This window comes from Rhodopila sp. (assembly GCF_965277165.1).
Lineage (GTDB): Bacteria > Pseudomonadota > Alphaproteobacteria > Acetobacterales > Acetobacteraceae > Rhodopila.
Window position 1 is genome coordinate 1,145,097 of the sequence record NZ_CBDICE010000006.1, and the last position, 16,323, is coordinate 1,161,419.

General features: G+C 66.6%; 18 protein-coding genes. 9 read left to right on the forward strand and 9 right to left on the reverse strand.

The window, feature by feature from the left end; translation table 11 throughout:
- Positions 1-58 precede the first annotated feature (58 nt).
- Positions 59-301, reverse strand: coding sequence for a hypothetical protein (locus ACQY4Y_RS17260; RefSeq protein WP_428491821.1), 243 nt, complete (start codon positions 299-301; stop codon positions 59-61).
- Between the two features lie 187 nt (positions 302-488).
- Between ACQY4Y_RS17260 and hemF the strand changes: the two genes are divergently transcribed.
- On the forward strand, positions 489-1,382 hold the full coding sequence (gene hemF, locus ACQY4Y_RS17265; RefSeq protein ID WP_428491822.1) for an oxygen-dependent coproporphyrinogen oxidase: 894 nt from the start codon (positions 489-491) through the stop codon (positions 1,380-1,382).
- Between the two features lie 45 nt (positions 1,383-1,427).
- Here the strand turns inward: hemF and ACQY4Y_RS17270 are convergent, their stop codons facing one another.
- The 8 genes from ACQY4Y_RS17270 to ACQY4Y_RS17305 all read right to left on the reverse strand — a co-directional run bounded on the left by ACQY4Y_RS17270 (position 1,428) and on the right by ACQY4Y_RS17305 (position 9,062).
- Positions 1,428-2,444, reverse strand: coding sequence for a hypothetical protein (locus tag ACQY4Y_RS17270; RefSeq protein ID WP_428491823.1), 1,017 nt, complete (start codon positions 2,442-2,444; stop codon positions 1,428-1,430).
- Between the two features lie 109 nt (positions 2,445-2,553).
- Complete coding sequence (locus ACQY4Y_RS17275) at positions 2,554-2,913, reverse strand: hypothetical protein (protein WP_428491824.1); 360 nt, start codon at positions 2,911-2,913, stop codon at positions 2,554-2,556.
- Between the two features lie 121 nt (positions 2,914-3,034).
- Positions 3,035-3,871 (reverse strand): factor-independent urate hydroxylase, encoded by an 837-nt coding sequence (pucL, locus tag ACQY4Y_RS17280; RefSeq protein WP_428491825.1) that lies wholly within the window; start codon positions 3,869-3,871, stop codon positions 3,035-3,037.
- Between the two features lie 244 nt (positions 3,872-4,115).
- Complete coding sequence (locus ACQY4Y_RS17285) at positions 4,116-4,439, reverse strand: NIPSNAP family protein (protein ID WP_428491826.1); 324 nt, start codon at positions 4,437-4,439, stop codon at positions 4,116-4,118.
- Between the two features lie 121 nt (positions 4,440-4,560).
- Positions 4,561-6,567 (reverse strand): AsmA family protein, encoded by a 2,007-nt coding sequence (locus ACQY4Y_RS17290; RefSeq protein ID WP_428491827.1) that lies wholly within the window; start codon positions 6,565-6,567, stop codon positions 4,561-4,563.
- A gap of 56 nt (positions 6,568-6,623) precedes the next feature.
- On the reverse strand, positions 6,624-7,202 hold the full coding sequence (locus ACQY4Y_RS17295) for a UPF0149 family protein (RefSeq protein WP_428491828.1): 579 nt from the start codon (positions 7,200-7,202) through the stop codon (positions 6,624-6,626).
- A 234-nt stretch (positions 7,203-7,436) separates the two neighbouring features.
- Positions 7,437-8,165 carry a flagellar hook assembly protein FlgD gene (locus ACQY4Y_RS17300; RefSeq protein ID WP_428491829.1) on the reverse strand — a complete coding sequence of 243 codons (729 nt, stop codon included), beginning with the start codon at positions 8,163-8,165 and terminating at the stop codon, positions 7,437-7,439.
- A 21-nt stretch (positions 8,166-8,186) separates the two neighbouring features.
- Entirely contained in the window at positions 8,187-9,062 is an 876-nt protein-coding gene (locus ACQY4Y_RS17305) for a flagellar hook-length control protein FliK (RefSeq protein WP_428491830.1), read from the reverse strand.
- Between the two features lie 334 nt (positions 9,063-9,396).
- On the opposite strand from ACQY4Y_RS17305, the gene ACQY4Y_RS17310 reads away from it, so the two are divergent.
- The 8 genes from ACQY4Y_RS17310 to ACQY4Y_RS17345 all read left to right on the forward strand — a co-directional run bounded on the left by ACQY4Y_RS17310 (position 9,397) and on the right by ACQY4Y_RS17345 (position 16,322).
- Complete coding sequence (locus ACQY4Y_RS17310; RefSeq protein WP_428491831.1) at positions 9,397-9,813, forward strand: hypothetical protein; 417 nt, start codon at positions 9,397-9,399, stop codon at positions 9,811-9,813.
- A gap of 458 nt (positions 9,814-10,271) precedes the next feature.
- A complete protein-coding gene (locus tag ACQY4Y_RS17315; RefSeq protein WP_428491832.1) occupies positions 10,272-10,523 on the forward strand; it encodes a hypothetical protein in 252 nt (83 codons plus the stop codon).
- 30 nt (positions 10,524-10,553) lie between these two features.
- Entirely contained in the window at positions 10,554-11,888 is a 1,335-nt protein-coding gene (gene flgE, locus ACQY4Y_RS17320) for a flagellar hook protein FlgE (protein WP_428491833.1), read from the forward strand.
- An 11-nt stretch (positions 11,889-11,899) separates the two neighbouring features.
- A complete protein-coding gene (locus tag ACQY4Y_RS17325; protein WP_428491834.1) occupies positions 11,900-13,429 on the forward strand; it encodes a flagellar hook-associated protein FlgK in 1,530 nt (509 codons plus the stop codon).
- Positions 13,426-14,502 carry a flagellin gene (locus tag ACQY4Y_RS17330; protein ID WP_428491835.1) on the forward strand — a complete coding sequence of 359 codons (1,077 nt, stop codon included), beginning with the start codon at positions 13,426-13,428 and terminating at the stop codon, positions 14,500-14,502. Before ACQY4Y_RS17325 ends, ACQY4Y_RS17330 begins: the two co-directional genes overlap by 4 nt.
- Positions 14,503-14,605: 103 nt before the next feature.
- Positions 14,606-15,457, forward strand: a complete 852-nt coding sequence (locus ACQY4Y_RS17335) for a flagellin (RefSeq protein ID WP_428491836.1) — start codon at positions 14,606-14,608, stop codon at positions 15,455-15,457.
- An 87-nt stretch (positions 15,458-15,544) separates the two neighbouring features.
- Positions 15,545-16,009 (forward strand): flagellar biosynthesis repressor FlbT, encoded by a 465-nt coding sequence (locus ACQY4Y_RS17340; RefSeq protein WP_428491837.1) that lies wholly within the window; start codon positions 15,545-15,547, stop codon positions 16,007-16,009.
- On the forward strand, positions 15,975-16,322 hold the full coding sequence (locus tag ACQY4Y_RS17345) for a flagellar biosynthesis regulator FlaF (RefSeq protein ID WP_428491838.1): 348 nt from the start codon (positions 15,975-15,977) through the stop codon (positions 16,320-16,322). The genes ACQY4Y_RS17340 and ACQY4Y_RS17345 overlap by 35 nt, the downstream gene beginning before the upstream one ends.
- Position 16,323: the final 1 nt, after the last annotated feature.

A 16,323-nucleotide genomic window follows, 5' to 3' on the forward strand; every position in this document is an offset into this window, starting at 1 on the left:
ATCAGCCAACCTTGATCTTGGTATCGGTTGCAAACGCGAAAGGGAGGAGCGTCGAGGTTCACCGGCACAGCCGTGGCGCGGTCGCAGGAGGCCGCCGGGCACGGTCAAAGTCTCCCGCCACAATGCGGTCGCCGTCGTCCAAAGGGACGCGCTGGAACTCGGGGGCGCGGTCGGCGCTGCCCGAAGGGCCGCGAAAGCGGTTGCCAGACGGGGCGCGGTAAAGCTCGCCCGACGGGGCGCCGTAGAGGTCGCCGGAAGCGGTCGGGTGGGCGGTGGCGAAGTCAGCCATGGTGTCTCTCAAGTTCCCCTTCCAGCCGGGTCGCGGACACGCCTTACAGCAGGCCGGCCGCCAGACCAGCCCGCAATACTAAATCGCCCCGCCGGGTTGCCGCGGAAGTCGGCTTCGGCGCAGTCTGCGAACCGGCCTCACCTCCTGCAACCTGTTGGCAACAGGGGTTATCCCGACTGTCGCCCCGGAACAAGCCCCCATGACTGAAATTCCATCCATTCTCGCCTACCAAGCGCTGAAGCCCACCGTCCGCGCCTGGTTCGAGCACCTGCGCGACCGCATCTGCGCCGCGTTCGAGGCGATCGAGCAGGCCCAGACCGGCCCGCTGAGCGATGCCCCGGCGGGCCGCTTCCAGCGCACCGCCTGGACGCGTCCGACCGAGGATGGCCAGGACGGCGGCGGCGGCGTCATCAGCATGATGAAAGGCCGGGTGTTCGAGAAGGTCGGCGTCAACGTCTCCACCGTGTGGGGCGAATTCAGCCCCGACTTCCGCGCCCAGATCCCAGGCGCCGCCGAGGACCCACGGTTCTGGGCCAGCGGCATCAGCCTGGTGGCGCATCTGCAAAGCCCGCTGGTGCCGGCGGTGCATTTCAATACCCGCATGCTGGTGACCACCAAGGGCTGGTTCGGCGGCGGCGGCGACCTGACGCCAATGCAGCCCGATACCGCGCCGGCGATGCAGGACGCGGCGGATTTCCATGCCGCCCTGCGCGCCGCCTGCGACCGCCACGACCCAGACTATTATCCGACCTTCAAGGCATGGTGCGACCGCTACTTCTACCTGCCGCACCGCCAAGAGCCGCGCGGCGCCGGCGGCATCTTCTTCGACCATCACGAAACCGGCGACACCGCCGCCGACTTCGCCTTCACCCGCGATGTCGGGCAGGCTTTCCTCGACGTCTATCCCGGCATCGTTCGCCGGCGCATGGCAGAGCCATGGACACCGGCGCAGCGCGACCATCAACTGATCCGGCGCGGGCGCTATGTCGAGTTCAACCTCATCCACGACCGCGGCACCCTGTTCGGCTTGAAGACTGGCGGCAACGTCGAGGCGATCCTGATGAGCCTGCCACCCGAGGTCCGCTGGCCATGACCCGGTCTCGGACGCGGGCCGCTTCCGCCCCGATGGCCCGCGACGTCAGGCCGGCACGCCCGGCAGCGCCGGGGACGTAGCCAGCTTGACCGACATCGTCGGCGACGCGCCCGGCTTGACCGGCAGCGCCGTCTGGCCCAGCACCCAGCCCTCCCAGCGTTGGATCCATGGATCGGCCGGCGCCGTGTCGGGACGCCGCCCCGCCAGCACGTTCAGCACGCAGAGCACGCCGACAACGCTGTCGAAACGATCCTCGCCGGCTGCATCGGCGCCGAAACCGTCCAGCATCGCCCGTCGCATCGCATTATCCGGCACCGCCGCCTGCCGATCCGCCGCCGCCATCAAGGCCGCGGCGCTGGCACGCCGGTCGGCTTGCCGCCGCTTGCTGCCGCGCAACCGGATGCCCAGATGACGCAGCGCTTCGGCCGGATAGGTTTCCGCCAGCGCCACCGAACCCGGCGCCAGCAATGACCGGAACGCGCCCTCGAACGGCCATAGCCGCAGCCCGACCCGATTCGCCGGCGTCCCGTGCAACAACGCCGGCAGGATCAGCGATTGCCAGGCGGCGATCGCCGCCTTGCCGGATTGGTTGGCGCCCAGCGTCCAGAACAGCGGCGCACCGGCCGGCCGTTCGGCGGTCGCCCGATCGCAGTCGCGCGACAACGCTGAGGCATCCGCCAGGCCAAGCGCCAGGGCGTGAGAAAGCCGGGTCATGCCGGCCACGCCGCGGGCCGGATAGAACGGACGATCAGGGCCGATTTCGTCCAGCCGGGCGCAGACCGTAAAAAACCCCGGCAATCCTCCGAGACGACGCAGGAATTGCAGAAAATCCGCCTCCGGCCGGATCGCCGCATAGGCCCGCGGCAGACCGATCGGCAGATCAGCCCCCAGCGCGACCGCGCCGCCCGCGGCCTCCCGAACCAGGCGGGTGCGCAGCGTCGCAACCTCGCCGACCAATCTGGGTGCTGTCAGGTGCCATCCGGTCGTGCCGCGGCGAGCGATGGTCAGCCAGCGTTTGCGCGGATCGATGCTCCAGTCCGCATGCGCGGCGAGGCTCAGCATGACCGGTCACGGCGCGCAGTCCTCGAGCGGCAAATCCTTCGACCCAACCGGGGCGCGGTATCAAGCCGGCACACGGCCAGGTCGGCCTGTCGAGCGGTCCTGGGTCGCGTCAGGACCCGAATGGACGCTGCGCCCGTTCCAGCAGGCGCCCCAGCAATCCCGGCGGCTTCGCCGGCTTGACCACCGGCGCGGCCTTAAGCTTAGCCTTTGCCTCAACCTCCCGTTCGCGCTCCTTGCTGGCCAGCCATTTTTCCAGGCTCATGCCCGCCTTGGCGGCACGCTTGGCTTCGTAGGATCGCTGACCCTCGGTCAGGGACTTGGCGGTCAGGGACTTGGCGGTCAGGGACTTGGCGGTCACTGGCTTGACGGGGGGCTTAGCGGCGGACTTGTTATTAAGCGGTGCGGCGGTGGGCGGCTTGCCAGCCTGCGGGTTGGTCTTCGTCTGCGCGTTGGTCTTCAGCAACTTCACGTCGGTTCCCCAGCTTCCCGTCGTCTTTTCGCAGCCCCCTGATCAACTATCAAGCGCTTTGCCGGCGACCGCCCCGCGCCGACCCTCATCGTCCGGCCGACCCTCATCGTCCGGCCGACTCTCATCGTCCGACAGTGCATTCGATCTGACCATGCGGCTCGTCGGTCGCCACGAACACCTGGTTGGCGTTGTCCAAGCCGAACGGCGACAGGTTGACCGGCAAATAGTGCTTATTCGGACAGGCCATGGAGATGTCGGAGATTTCCGCCACCGCCTCCAGCGCCGCCATCCCCATGCGATACAGGCTGTCCTGGATGCTCGCGCTGTAGGTCGAGGCGAACAGCTTCAGCAGTTCGCCCAGCACCGTCGCGTTGGCTGCCGCGTAATCGCGCGGCACGTCGCGCCAGCGCCACGATGCGTTCATTGCCGTTGCCGCCAATCGGTCACTGGTCTCGGGCAGCGTGGTGAAGCGGTCCTGCAGGTAGTTCTCCCAGCCCGAACCGGTCGATTTCATGAAGGTGAAGCCGGATACACCCGATTCCGTGGCCGTCTCGGCGCGCGTCGCCACCACCTTGGCGAACGGCTTGCCGTTGTTGTCGAGCACGAAGCTGTGCTCGTGCGGCACCCCATCCACCGCCAGCCGCTGCCATTTCGTTTCATGCCCGCTGACCGTCGCGCTGTCCACGTCTGGGTATAGCTCCAGCAGCCGGCGAGCCACCGCCGCGCAGAACAGCTCGGTTCCCAGCGCTATGTTCTCGCGCGCGACCACATGGATGATGTTCTTTACCGTGTCAGTCGCCACCGAGGCCGCGTTCTCGGCCCGTGTGAAGGTCTCGTCGAAGTCGCCGGTCAGCATCGCCCGCACCGTCAGTTCGCGCACCTCGTGGCGGTCGGCGTCGCGATCGACGCGCATGACACGGACATTGTCCTTGCCGTAGGTCTTTCGCAGCAATGCCACTTCGCGATGCTCCCTTTGCTCGGCCGATCAGCCCGGCGGACGCGAACCATACCAGCAGACGCAATCCAGCGTGCCCTCGCCCGATGCAGCCGACGCGCGGCCCAAACCGACAAGTCGCCGGCCGCCGCCGGCAAACCGACAAATCGCCGGCCGTCGCCGGCAACCCGACAAATCCCCGGCCGCCGCCGGCCAAACCGCCACCCATCAAGCCGCGGCCACCCGACGCACGGCCCGCGCGCTGTCGCTACCGCGCCACGGACTTCGGCGTCGGCACCATCCGCGTTATCACCATCGCTCCTCGATCCAGGTGCTCGGGCACCCGAGGCGCAATCTTCGTTTTCCAGAAATCCGACTCGTAGACCGCGGCATACAACGCCACCCGCTGTTCCTCGGATTCGAACCGCCGCAGCCAGATATAGACCGACGGATCGGTTTCCCCCTGGAAACTGCCGGTGATCACCATTCCCTTGGACACCTGGAACGGAATGATCTCGGTCTCCATCATGGTCACCCAGCTGTCCAGCTTTCCGGGAAGCACCTTGTATTGCCGCAGTTCATAGAATGCCATCGTTGTTCCTCCTCCAGGATTCCCCGCAGCAAGCCACGCCGGCCCGAACGATGCAACTCAGCCGATGCATACTGGCCAATGCGGCCGCAACGGTGCGCCAGCCTCCCGTGCCAGCGTGGCCTCAATGGTGCGCCGGCGTCGCCTTCAGCGGCGGCGGCAGGTCCTTGCCGCCGGCACTCGCCCTGGCCTGGCGCAGCAATTCGCCGCAGCGTGCGTCATCCGCCTCGGACGTGCCGAACTGCACCGTCGGCAGGATCGCCAGCGGCAGGAACAACACCCCCAGCCCAACCGCCGCCCCGGCGCGCGCCGCGACCTCGGCGCCCGGCCGGATCGAGGGATCCTTGAACGTGCCGCCGATATCGATCCGGGTCGGCAGCGACCCGACGCTGAAATGCTTGGAGTCGGTCTTCAGCGCCAGATCGATGGTTTCCTTGCTCAGATTGACGTTGCCGCCGACATTGGTGATCGCCTCGCCGGTCTCCAACGTCATCGCCTTGAAATCCAGCACCCCGCGCTGCATTCCCAGATCGCCGACAAAACACTGCACCTCGGTCTTCGTCGGCACCCCAAGCGCCGAGAGCAGCGCTTTGCCGAACTGCAAGCCGGTCAGGTCGATCAGCACCGCCGACAGGTCGCCGCCGGCCATCGCCATCTTCACCTCGCCGTTGCCGTTCGCCATCAGCCCGGCCAGCGAGTCCCCGGTCGCATCGATCGCCCCAATCCCGCTGACCGACCCGGCGCCCTGGAAGGTGTGCGTCGCCGCCATTAGCCGCGAGACATCGAGGTTCTGCATCCGCAGGTCGATCCGCGCATGCACGTCCTTGGCATTGGTCGGTGTCAAATCGATATTGCTGATCAATCGACCCTTGCCGACGCCGAAACTGATCGGATGCACGGTGATCCGGCCGTCGACCACGTCCAGCGCGACGGTAACATTATCGAGCGGAATGTTCCGCCCCTCGATATGCGCCCCGTGATAGCGCAGATGGATGTCCGCCCAATCCAGCCGCGGCACGCTGATCGGCGTCTCCGGCAGCAGCTTGGGACTTGCATTGGCCTTCGCCACCGCCCGCCTCTCCTGCGGCGTGGCGTCCTTGGTCGTGGTCCGGCCCGGGGTGCCGCCGATAAACCCGTTCAGGTCCACCAGATCGACCCGGTTCGAGCGCAGATCCATGGTCACCACCGGCCTCGGCTTGCCGTTGATCTCGGCCGCGCCCGGCTGCTCCTCGATCGTGCCGGCAATGTCGGAGTTGCCAAGCCGCCCCTGGAAGTCCTCGAACCGGATCCGGGTGACGCCCTGCAGATCGAGCCGGCCGGCGATCTGATAGGCCGGCGTCTTCGGAATCGGAAACCCGACCAACGGCTCCAGCAACCCCATATCCGGCCCGCTGAACTTCAGCCGCACATTGGCGCCGCGAAACGCCAGCGGTTCGGCGATGGTGCCATCGAGTGCCACCCGCGTCGGTCCATTCGCGACGTTCAGATCGACCGGCCAGGGATGCGCCTTATCACGCAGCGATAGCAGCGCGCCGCCGACCAGACGAGCGGTGATCGGCTGCGCGGCGTAGGTACCCTTGGCGTCGACCACGATCTTCGCCGCGTCGCCCTGCCCCTCGGTCGCGACATCCGCGTTGAAATCGGCTTTCAACTTCGCCATCACCACGTGCGCGTCGGTATCGGAGATGCGCAGATCGCCGATCTTCACTGCGCCGCCGCCGCCACCGCCGCCACCGGTGGCGAGTTGGAAATTCGATGCCCCGTCCGCGTGTTGGGCGGCCAGCAGTCTGGCGCCGTCGACCCCGATCAGCGGCAGCACCAGGCCACGACCCCGCAGATACCCCCAGGCATCCGCCTGCAGCGTCAACGCCTTGATCGCAGCCAATGGCGGGTCGGCTTCAGGCCATCCCGGCGGATTGGCGACCACGACATCGTCCGCCGTCACCTGAACCACCCGGCCCAGCCGCACATGCAAATGACCGATCGTCACCTTGCGCCCGATCGCGGCCGAGGCCTGCGACTGCACGATCGGGATGAACCAGTCCCAATTCCAGAACACCGCCAGCAGCACCAGCAGCACGATCGGAACGCCGATCCAGGCCAGACGGCGCGAGGTGCGGGAACTTGCCATACCGGCGCAACGCCTGCTGGGACGCCGCGGTTTCCGTGCCGATCATCAACATTCGATCAGTGCCGGATCATTCGGTTATCGGCCGCTTGCTGCCGCCAGAACCGGCGCAGACCCAGAACGCATACAGGCAGCACCTGCTCGGCATCCGCCATCAGACCCTCCAGCGCATCGTCGGTCATCGCCTGCCCACCACGCTCCGCCTCCGGCAGGGTCATGCCGGCCAGGCTGGCGATCGGGATCAGCAGCATCGACGCATCCTCATCCGCCAGTGCCAGCTGCCAGGCCTCGGCCCGCAGTGTCATCGCCTGCATGAAGCCCGCCGCCCAGTCCTCGGCCACCATGGTGCCGGCCTCGTCCTGCCACAGGATCGCCGAATATCCCAGCGGCGTGGCATCCAGGCCGGCCTCGATCGCCGCGTAACGATCCGCCATCGCCTGCTCGACAGTCCGCCGCTCCGCGATATCGGCGTAATCCGGTTCCTCGCTGTCCCACACCTCGGCCAGCCATTCGTCGCGCGGCACCTCCTCGGGGCCGCAAACCAGGCCGGCAAGGAACCCGTCCAGTTCGGACAGGTCCATGCACCCCTCGGGCGCGCTGTCGGAGTTCAGAAATTCCGCTAGGTCGTCGAGCGACACCGGTTCCACCCTTCACCGCCATTGGTGCCGGATCATACCGCCAGGAACCCAACCGATGGAACGGTGCATCGCCGCCCGGCACCAGTCAGCCCTTCGCCGAATGACCGCTTCCTCCGCAAAATTCTGCGCCAGCGATCTCGCCCGCCGAAACCTTCGGCGCGCCCTCGATCATGCGATCGATCCAGGACCCAGGCTGAAGTCAACGGCGCCCGATCCGGATGCGGCGCCCGGCGGCTAACTCCCCACCGACGTCACCGCGCTGAACGGCAACGTCAGGCCGCCCATTTCGACCTGCACCGTGCCGGCGTTGTTCACCACCGACGTCGCCGTCCCGGTCACCGTGAACGGAACTTGCGATGTTGTGCCGTTGACGCCCAGCGCGGTGACGGTGACGTTGTAGGGTCCGTCCGGCATGGTGCTTCCGGTCGCGCTCTTGCCGTTCCAGGTCCAGCTGTTGGCTCCGGTACTGCTGGTCAGCGTCGCGGTCTGGACTTGCGCACCAGCCGAATTGTAAACCGCGATCGCCACCGGTTCGGCGGTAGTCGTGTTGAAGTTGATCTCGGCGTTGCCGTTTTGCAACGAAAGCTGGCTGCTGTTCGCCGTCACCGGCTTGCCGATCATCGATGTCGACTGCTCGATCTGGCTCGCCTGGGTCAATTGGATCAATTGGGTCAGGTCGCTGTTGGTGTCGATCTGCTGCTCTACCGAAGAGAACTGCACCAGCTCGCTGGTGAACTGGTTGGAATCCATCGGCGCCGACGGGTCCTGGTTCTGCAACTGGGTCATCAGCAGCGACAGAAAGTCCGAGAAGTTGCTGCTCAAGCTGCCCAGCGCCGTCGTGCCGGTCTGTGATACCGAACTGCCGGCCGAAGACGTGGCCCCGGTGGACGATGTGCCTCCGGTTGCCGCGGCGCCGCCGGTCGAGGCGATGCCGCCCGTCGTCGATAGAATACTTCCACTCATGTCACGATGTCCTTTTGACCATCAGGCGGTGATGTCCAAGCCAATTCGATACGATTGTGTCGCGGACGCGACAGCGGTCTGGCCGGCCGCCGGCGTCGCGCCCGTTTGACGGCTGGCGGCATAGGCGCCGCGCTCCCGCGTCGCATAGCCGCCGCGGCCGCCGGTCGATCCGCCGGCGTCGGACATGCCGGAGTGGCCCCGCCCGGAAGATCCAAATCCCGAGGACCCGGATGACGATCCGGGCTGGCTGTTGCCGTGACCTCCCGGCGATGCTCCCGCGTTGCTGCCCGCCGCCGCCTGGACCATGGCCGCGGCATGAAAGCTGACGTTCCGTCCGGTGGCCGGAATGCCTGCTTCATCCAGCGTGCGATGCAGTTGCGGCTGATCCCGTTGCAGCGCCAGCAGGGTATTGGGATTGTCGGCGGTTATCTCGATCTGGGTGTGCCCCGATGCCGAGCGGTCGATGCGCACCTGGACCATGCCGAGATCGCCCGGTTGCAGGCGAACCGTCATCTGCTGGCCACCGTCGGCGGTCTTTGCGAGCGTCAGCAGCGCCGGCGCGAGCTGTTCGGTCGGCGTCGCCGGGTGCGCCTGAGCCGGGGCGGTGGTGGCAGTCACGGTTGTCACGATGGCGGGCGTGACCGGTGGTGCCTGCGCCAACACCGCGGCCGACGGCGCGTTGGACTGCCCATCCGGTTGCGCCGGATCGGTCGCGATTTCAGCCGGACGTAGCGTGATCTTGTGGTCCGAGGCCGGGGCAGGGGGCTGAGCCGCCAGCCCGGCGATATCCGCCGCCGGAGCCGCCAGCCGCTGGTTCGCCTCCGACGCTGTCGTCTGACCCGACCCATCCAGCCGCTCAGCGGGCGCAGGCGTTGCCGGCGCATCGGAGGTCGCCACGGCACCGCCTCCGGCTTGGTTCGATGGTTCCGAAGCCGACCCGCCAACGCGGTCCGCGCCGATCCCCCATTGCGCCGAAATACTGTCAGGGCCCGATGGCGCCACCCCACCTGGGGCGGTCCCCTTGGCAGGCACGGTCCCGTTTGCCGTTGCCGCGCCGTTGCCCCCGGCAACGCCCGCCGCCACAGGGACCGCCGTCACAGCGCCCGCCGTCACAGCGACCGGCGGCGCCGACGCAACGAGAGCCGCGGCTACCGCCTCCTGACCGATGACGACCTGTGCCGTCGGATCCACGCCAGCGGCAGCGGTGGCCTGCGCGTCGGGACTTTGCGCATTGCTCTCCCGACCTCCGGCGGCCTGCCGGTTGGCGGCCCGCGCCGGTCCGGCCGCCGAGGTCGATCCAGACCTCGTGATCGGGCGGTTGTCCCGCGCCGCTTGTTGCGCGTCGGCGGCAGCCCGACCGTCCGGACCCGCCTGGGGCGCCATCGGCAAGCGCGCGGTCCCCTTGGCATCCGCCGGCGCAACGGCCGAAAGGGCTTCCACGTCGGGCAACGGCCCCCCCGATGCCGCGGCATCGCGCGTCGAAGTCCCGGCTGCCGCGGAGTTTGTCCCTGCGCTGAGCGCGCTGACCGCCGGCCTGTTGTCGATCGCCGCCCGCGGCGGCGTGCCGCCCGAAGCAGTCGTCGGTCTGGTCACTGGCGTACTAACCGCGACCGCCATTGATGTAGCCGCGGGCGTGCCAGCAGCCTGAGTCGCCGTCCCGGTCGTCGCGCCGGCCCCAGCCTTCCCGCCGACCGAAGCCACCCCGACCGCGGCCGGCGTCGCGGCCGTCGAAGCCGGTGCGGCTGTCGCCGGCTGCAACGTCTTCCCAGCGGCATCAGGCGAGCCGGCCGAAGCGCCGGCAGCCCCACGCGTCGGCGTACCCGCCGCAGCCACCGCACGCCCGGCCGTCGGTGTGCCGGCCGCCGTCGTCGCCCCATTCGTCGCTCCGCCAGTCGCCCCCGTCAGTTCGGTCGTCGCCCCGCCGCCCGCGCTCGAACCTGCCTTGGCCGACGCCCGCGCCGTCGCTGCATCACCATTAGCCCCCGCCGCCCCAGTCGCGGCATCCTGGACCGAGCGCAACACTTGCCCAAACCCGTCCCCGATCACTGCCGGCGGCGGTGCGGTCACCGTGTTGACGGCGATCGGGTCAACCGACGCAGCGATCGCATGGGCAACTGGCAACGTTCTTTCTCCTGCACGGGTTTTGCCGCGAAAACTTCATCCGCCAACAAGCAATGTCCGGGCCAAGCCAAAAGTCGCGGCGAACCGTCAACCCAAGCTCGCAATGCGGCAGAAACGACCTCGCGGATCCAGGCAATCGGCATAATTTGCCGGGCCCAACATCAAAACATCCGCGAATTCCGTCATTTCGCAGTTGGCACGCTTTATGCTGCTGCGCACCGCGATGCCGCCCGCTAGACCCCGAGCAGATCCTGGAGCGTTAAAACAATGTCTTTGTTCAGTGCGATCAACACTGCGATCAGCGGCCTCACCGCGCAATCCACGTCGTTCGGCAATATCAGTGAGGACGTGGCCAACAGCCAGACCACTGGTTTCAAACGGGTCGATACCAGCTTCAGCGATTACCTGACCACCAGCACCCCGACCACCAACGAACCGGGCGCCGTTGTCGCCCGTCCGGACTACGTCAATAACGTTCAGGGGGCGATTACCCAGACTGATAACCCGCTGGGCATGGCTATCGCCGGCCAGGGTTTCTTCGCAGTCTCCCAGTCCACCGGCAGCGTCAACAACGTGCCGACGTTCGATCCGCAGCAGTATTATTCCCGCGCCGGCGATTTCACCATGAACGCCCAAGGCTATCTGGTGAATTCGGGCGGCCAGTACCTGAACGGATGGACGGTCAATTCAAAAACCGGTGCGGTCGATCAGAATGCGCTGGTGCCGATCCAGGTGAACCAGCAGACCTACAACCCGGTTCCCACCTCGGACGTGACGCTCTCGGCCAACCTCCCCGCCACCCCGACAGCCGGCACCGCGACCGCCGCCGCGCCATTGTCCTCGCAGATCACCGTCTACGATTCGCTCGGCACCGCCCACACCGTCGACCTCAACTTCTCGCAGAACGCGGCCAACGGCTGGAATGTGCAGATCGGCGTGCCGGATTCCACCACCGGCTCCACCGATGCCGGATCGGCTTCGGTGAACTTCGGCGCGGCCAGCGGCAATCCGGTGCCCGAGGGCACCATCGGTCAGATGGCGGTTTCCGCCACCGACCCCGGCACGGTGACCACCGCCGGCTACGCACCCGGCAGCGCGGCGACACTGCAGTTCACCACGAATTTCGGCTCCGGCCCGCAAACCATCAACCTCAACCTCGGTAACTATGGCGGGACCACCGGCGTCACCCAATACGCCGGCACCGCCTACAGCCTGCTCGGCCTGACCCAGGACGGCGTTCCGCCCGGCAGCTTCTCCGGCGTCACCACCCAGGCCAACGGCGACGTGGTGGTCAACTACAACAACGGTCAAAGCCGCACCATCGCCCAGGTGCCGCTGGTGACCTTCAACGATCCGAACGCGCTGCAAAGCCAGAACGGTCAGTCGTTCACCGCCACCACCGCCAGCGGCACGCCGCTGGCCGAGTCCGCTGGTACCAACGGAGCCGGCAACTTGGTGACCGGCTCGATCGAGGGGTCCAACGTCGATATCGCCACCGAATTCTCCAACCTGATCGTGGCTCAACAGGCCTATTCATCGAATGCCAAAGTGGTTACCACCGCCAACACCATGATGCAGGTCACCCTGCAGATGGTCACCTGACCGCCTGACCCATGGGCCTCGATTCCGCCCTCTCGATTGCCAGCGGGGGACTGGCGAACATCAACGCACAGTTCGCGTTGCTGTCGCAGAATGTCGCCAACGCGGCGACCCCGGGCTACGCCGTCGAGGTCAGCTCGCAACAGGCGCTGACCGCCGATGGTGTCGGGCTCGGCGTTCATACCGGCCCAGCGACGCTGCAGATCGATCAGGCGTTGCAGGCATCCGTGACGCAGCAGAACGCCACCGTCACAGGCCTGCAGACCACCCAGACCGCTTTGCAGGCAATCGACAGCGTGCTGGGCACGCCGGGATCGGGCAACGACATCGGCAGCCTGCTCGGCAACCTGCAGGACAGCTTCTCCACCCTGCTGACCGACCCCAGCAGTCAGCCGCAGCAAACCGCCGTGGTGGCTTCCGCGAACTCACTAGCGCAGGGCATCAACACGCTCAGCAACGCCTATTCGGCGCAGCGCCAGGCGGCGCAGAACGACCTGTCATCCTCGGTCAACACCCTGAACGCCACGCTGGCGACGATCGGCCAGCTCAGCAGCCAGATCATTGCCCTGAAACCGACCAACCAGAGCACCGCCGACCTCGAGAACCAGCGCAACGCCGCCGTCCAGACGCTGTCGCAACTGGTCAACGTCAGAACCCAGGAACAGCCCAACGGCGATCTGTCGGTGTTCACCACCAACGGTCTCAGCCTGCCGACCCGCGCCGGCGCCGGCCCGCTCACACTCGCCAGTGCCTCGACCCCGGCGGGATCGTTCTACCCCGGCGGCGGCATCCCCGGCATCATGCTGGGAGGCTCAGACGTCACCAACCAACTGGCCGGTGGCCAGATCGGCGCGGACATCACCCTGCGTGACACCACGCTGCCGACCGACCAGGCCGAGCTGGACGAATTCGCCCAAGCTACATCCAGCCGGTTCGCCGCCCAGGGGCTGACACTGTTCACCGACCCGGCCGGCAACGTCCCGACCGGCGGCGGCACCCCGTCGCAGGCGGGCTATGTCGGCTTTGCCGGCGTCATCCAGGTCAACTCCGCGGTCACCGCCGATCCGTCGCTGGTCCGCGACGGCACCAACACCATCGCCGGCAGTCCCGCCGGCGCCGCCGCGTTCACGCCAAATCCGCCCGGCGGTCCGGCCGGCTTCACCACCCTGATCTCCAGGATCGCCAACTTCACCTTCGGCTCTCAGGCGCAGGCGGGCGTCGCCCAGCCGGCGTTGCACACCAACGGTCTCGGCGCCACCGGCAACCTGATCGCGCCGTTCAACGCCGCGGGCAACGCGCTGTCCGGCTACGCCACCAGCCTGGTCGCCTCCCAGGCCCAGGGCAGTGCCACCGTCACCAGCAACCTCGCCACCGAGCAGACGCTGCAAACCAGCCTGAACGCCAAGGTCGCATCGGTCAGCGGAGTGAACATGGACACGGAGTTGTCGCAGATGCTGTCGCTGCAGAACGCCTATGGTGCCAACGCCCGGGTGATTTCGGCGGTCCAATCGATGTTCACCCAACTGCTGCAGTCCGTGCAATGAGCACCACGATCGGCTCCGGCTACGGCATCATGCCGACCCTGATCGCCAACGCCGGCACCGTCCATCAGCAACTCGATACCCTGACCCAGCAGGTCAGCACCGGGCTGGTGTCGCAGACCTATGCCGGCCTGGGCAGCCAAGCCGGCGTCGCGCTGGACCTGTCGCCGCAACTGAACAGCCTGCAGACCTATCAGAACAACATCAGCCAGGCGACCGGCAACATGGGGGTCACGCAGACCGCGATGACCCAGATCCAGCAGATTGCCGCCACCTTCGCCGGCGACATACCCGCCCTGACCGGTCTCAACGCATCCGAGGTCGACAGCGTCGCCGCCCAGGCCAACGCCGCCCTGCAGCAGGTCGCCGACCTGCTGAACACCAAGTCAGGGAACAGCTACGTGTTCGCCGGCCAGGACAGCGCCAACCCACCGGTTCCCTCCGGTGACGCCATCCTGTCGTCGGGGTTCTACACCCAGATCAACACCGCGGTCTCGGCGCTGTCGTCCAGCGGCGCTGCCGCCACCGCCGCGACGACACTGGCGGTCGCCAGTTCGAATGCTACCGGCACCACGCCGTTCTCGGCCTATCTGTCGCAGCCCGCCGCCGCCATCAGCGCCCCGGTGGTGCAGACCGGAGAGGGCGGCACGGTGCAGACCGGTCTGCTCGCCAGCGCCAATTCGGCTTCGGTGTCGTCCGGCACGTCCACCACCGGGTCCTACATGCGCGACCTGATGCGCTCCTTGGCGACACTGGGATCGATGTCCAGCTCGCAGATCAACACCCCCGGATTTGCCGCCCTGGTGCAGGACACCGGCACCAGTCTGAACGGCGCCGTCAACGCAATGGCGGTCGACGTCGGCGTGCTTGGCAACACTCAGGCGAACCTGACCACAACGCAAACCCAATTGTCCGATACCGCCACCGCGTTGACGGGACAATTGTCGTCAGTTCAAGACGTCGACATGGCGGCGGCACTGTCCAAGCTGACCGCCACACAGACGCAACTACAGGCGTCGTACCGCATGATTACCACGGAAGGCAGTCTTTCCTTGGTCAACTTCATTCCTGCCTGAAAATCTTCGCTTTGTTCATCCAATTTTAACCTTCATCCGTCACTGTCCCCACCGAGCCCACAAAAAGCGGGCACATTCATCAGGACCCAAAGGGTAATTAGTCATGACTCTAAACTCCGTAAACACCAACATGGGCGCCATGGTTGCGCTGCAGTCGTTGGAGTCGACCCAGGCCCAGCTCACCGCCACCCAGAAGCAGATCTCAACCGGTTACCGGGTCTCCGACTCGACCGACGATGGCGCCACCTACGCCATCGCCCAGGGAATTCGGTCGACCGTCGGCGCGCTGACCACCGCCAACCAGCAGTTGGGCAGCGTGCAAGGCCTGCTGTCCACCACGCAGTCCGGCCTGAACAACGTGTCCAACACGATGGCCAGCATGCGCGACGTGCTGCAGAACATGTCGGGCCCCAACGTCACCGGTAGCGAGCGCACGAACTACGAAACCACCTACAATTCGCTGCTCTCGCAGGTGAAGGGGTTCATCCAGGATGCCGGCTACAACGGCAAGACACTGGTTGGCAACATCGCCGGAAGCACCGGCAGCTTCGGCCGCACCGCGGTGGTCCGCAACGACAGCGGCGCGACCTACGGCCTCGCTACGTTCGGCGGGGCGGCGATGTTCGGATCGATCAGCTTCACCGGCACCCAGCTCGGCGGAGCATCCACCGTCGCCGCCATGGTCACCGCCGGCGGCGTCTTCATGAAGCAGATGAACGCGGTCAACAACGAGCTCAACGTGGTCGGCAATTCGATCAACTACATCAACAACGAGACCACCTACAACAGCAACAAGATCGACGCCCTGAACAGCGGCCTGGGCTCGCTGATCGATGCCGATCTGGCCAAGGAGTCGGCCCAGCTTACCGCGTTGCAGATCCGTCAGCAGCTCGGCACCCAGTCGTTGTCGATGGCCAACCAGGCGCCGCAGACACTGCTCAGCCTGTTCAAGTAATCGGCCCCTCGGTCGCCGGCGGATCCAGCAACGGATCCGCCGGCCGCACCGGCTGAAAATGCATTCGCCCCGCGGAAGGGATCCATAGTGTCTAATCTCGTTCTCGAGCTGCGCCAGGGCGAAGTGATGATCGTGAACGGTGCGCCGATCCGCTTCCGCACCCGCTCTCGCATCGAACTGACCGCCAAGGCCCGCTTCCTGTTCGGCAAGCAGATCATGCCGCCCGACCAGGTGGACAGTCCCGCCCGGCGCATCTACTTCGCGCTCCAGTCAGCCTACATAGGCAACGAAACCGAACGCGAGGGCGGCCTCGAGTCCGCCCGCCACTTCATCGCCGATTTCCACGCCGCGACCACATCGGACCTGGTGCGCATGATCCTCGATCAGGCCCTGCTCGCCGCCGAGTCGGACGACTGTTACCAGGCGCTCAAGCTGATCCGCCGGATCATACAGCACGAAGACGCCGTACTCGGGAAAATCCCAAACGTCTCGATTCCAACAGGGAACAATGATCGCCATGCTGAACGCCAGCCAAGCCATCCAGGCCTATAAGACCGCATCGCGCTACCGGTCGCAGCGCGACCAGGAAGCCGATGTCTTCAACCACGTCACCGCCGCGCTGATAGGCGCCAAAGGCGCGACCCCGATCCGCCAGATCCGCGCGCTGGCCGATAATCGCCGGTTGTGGATGACCGTCAGCGACCTGTTGCGCGATCCGGGCAATGCCCTGCCGGACCCGCTGAAGGCTTCCATCCTCTCGGTCGGCGCAACCGTGCAGCGGGAAATGGACCAGGATGCCCCCGACTTCGATTTCCTGATCTCGATCAACGAGAACATTGCCGCCGGCCTGGCCGGAAAGCCCTGAG

Excerpts from the sequence above, each read along its gene's own strand:
- hemF (WP_428491822.1), top strand. The coding sequence starts at position 489 with ATGACTGAAATTCCATCCATTCTCGCCTACCAAGCGCTGAAGCCCACC.
- ACQY4Y_RS17270 (WP_428491823.1), bottom strand. The coding sequence starts at position 2,444 with ATGCTGAGCCTCGCCGCGCATGCGGACTGGAGCATCGATCCGCGCAAA.
- ACQY4Y_RS17285 (WP_428491826.1), bottom strand. The coding sequence starts at position 4,439 with ATGGCATTCTATGAACTGCGGCAATACAAGGTGCTTCCCGGAAAGCTG.
- ACQY4Y_RS17290 (WP_428491827.1), bottom strand. The coding sequence starts at position 6,567 with ATGGCAAGTTCCCGCACCTCGCGCCGTCTGGCCTGGATCGGCGTTCCG.
- ACQY4Y_RS17300 (WP_428491829.1), bottom strand. The coding sequence starts at position 8,165 with ATGAGTGGAAGTATTCTATCGACGACGGGCGGCATCGCCTCGACCGGC.
- ACQY4Y_RS17315 (WP_428491832.1), top strand. The coding sequence starts at position 10,272 with ATGGGCAACTGGCAACGTTCTTTCTCCTGCACGGGTTTTGCCGCGAAA.
- flgE (WP_428491833.1), top strand. The coding sequence starts at position 10,554 with ATGTCTTTGTTCAGTGCGATCAACACTGCGATCAGCGGCCTCACCGCG.
- ACQY4Y_RS17325 (WP_428491834.1), top strand. The coding sequence starts at position 11,900 with ATGGGCCTCGATTCCGCCCTCTCGATTGCCAGCGGGGGACTGGCGAAC.
- ACQY4Y_RS17330 (WP_428491835.1), top strand. The coding sequence starts at position 13,426 with ATGAGCACCACGATCGGCTCCGGCTACGGCATCATGCCGACCCTGATC.
- ACQY4Y_RS17335 (WP_428491836.1), top strand. The coding sequence starts at position 14,606 with ATGACTCTAAACTCCGTAAACACCAACATGGGCGCCATGGTTGCGCTG.
- ACQY4Y_RS17345 (WP_428491838.1), top strand. The coding sequence starts at position 15,975 with ATGCTGAACGCCAGCCAAGCCATCCAGGCCTATAAGACCGCATCGCGC.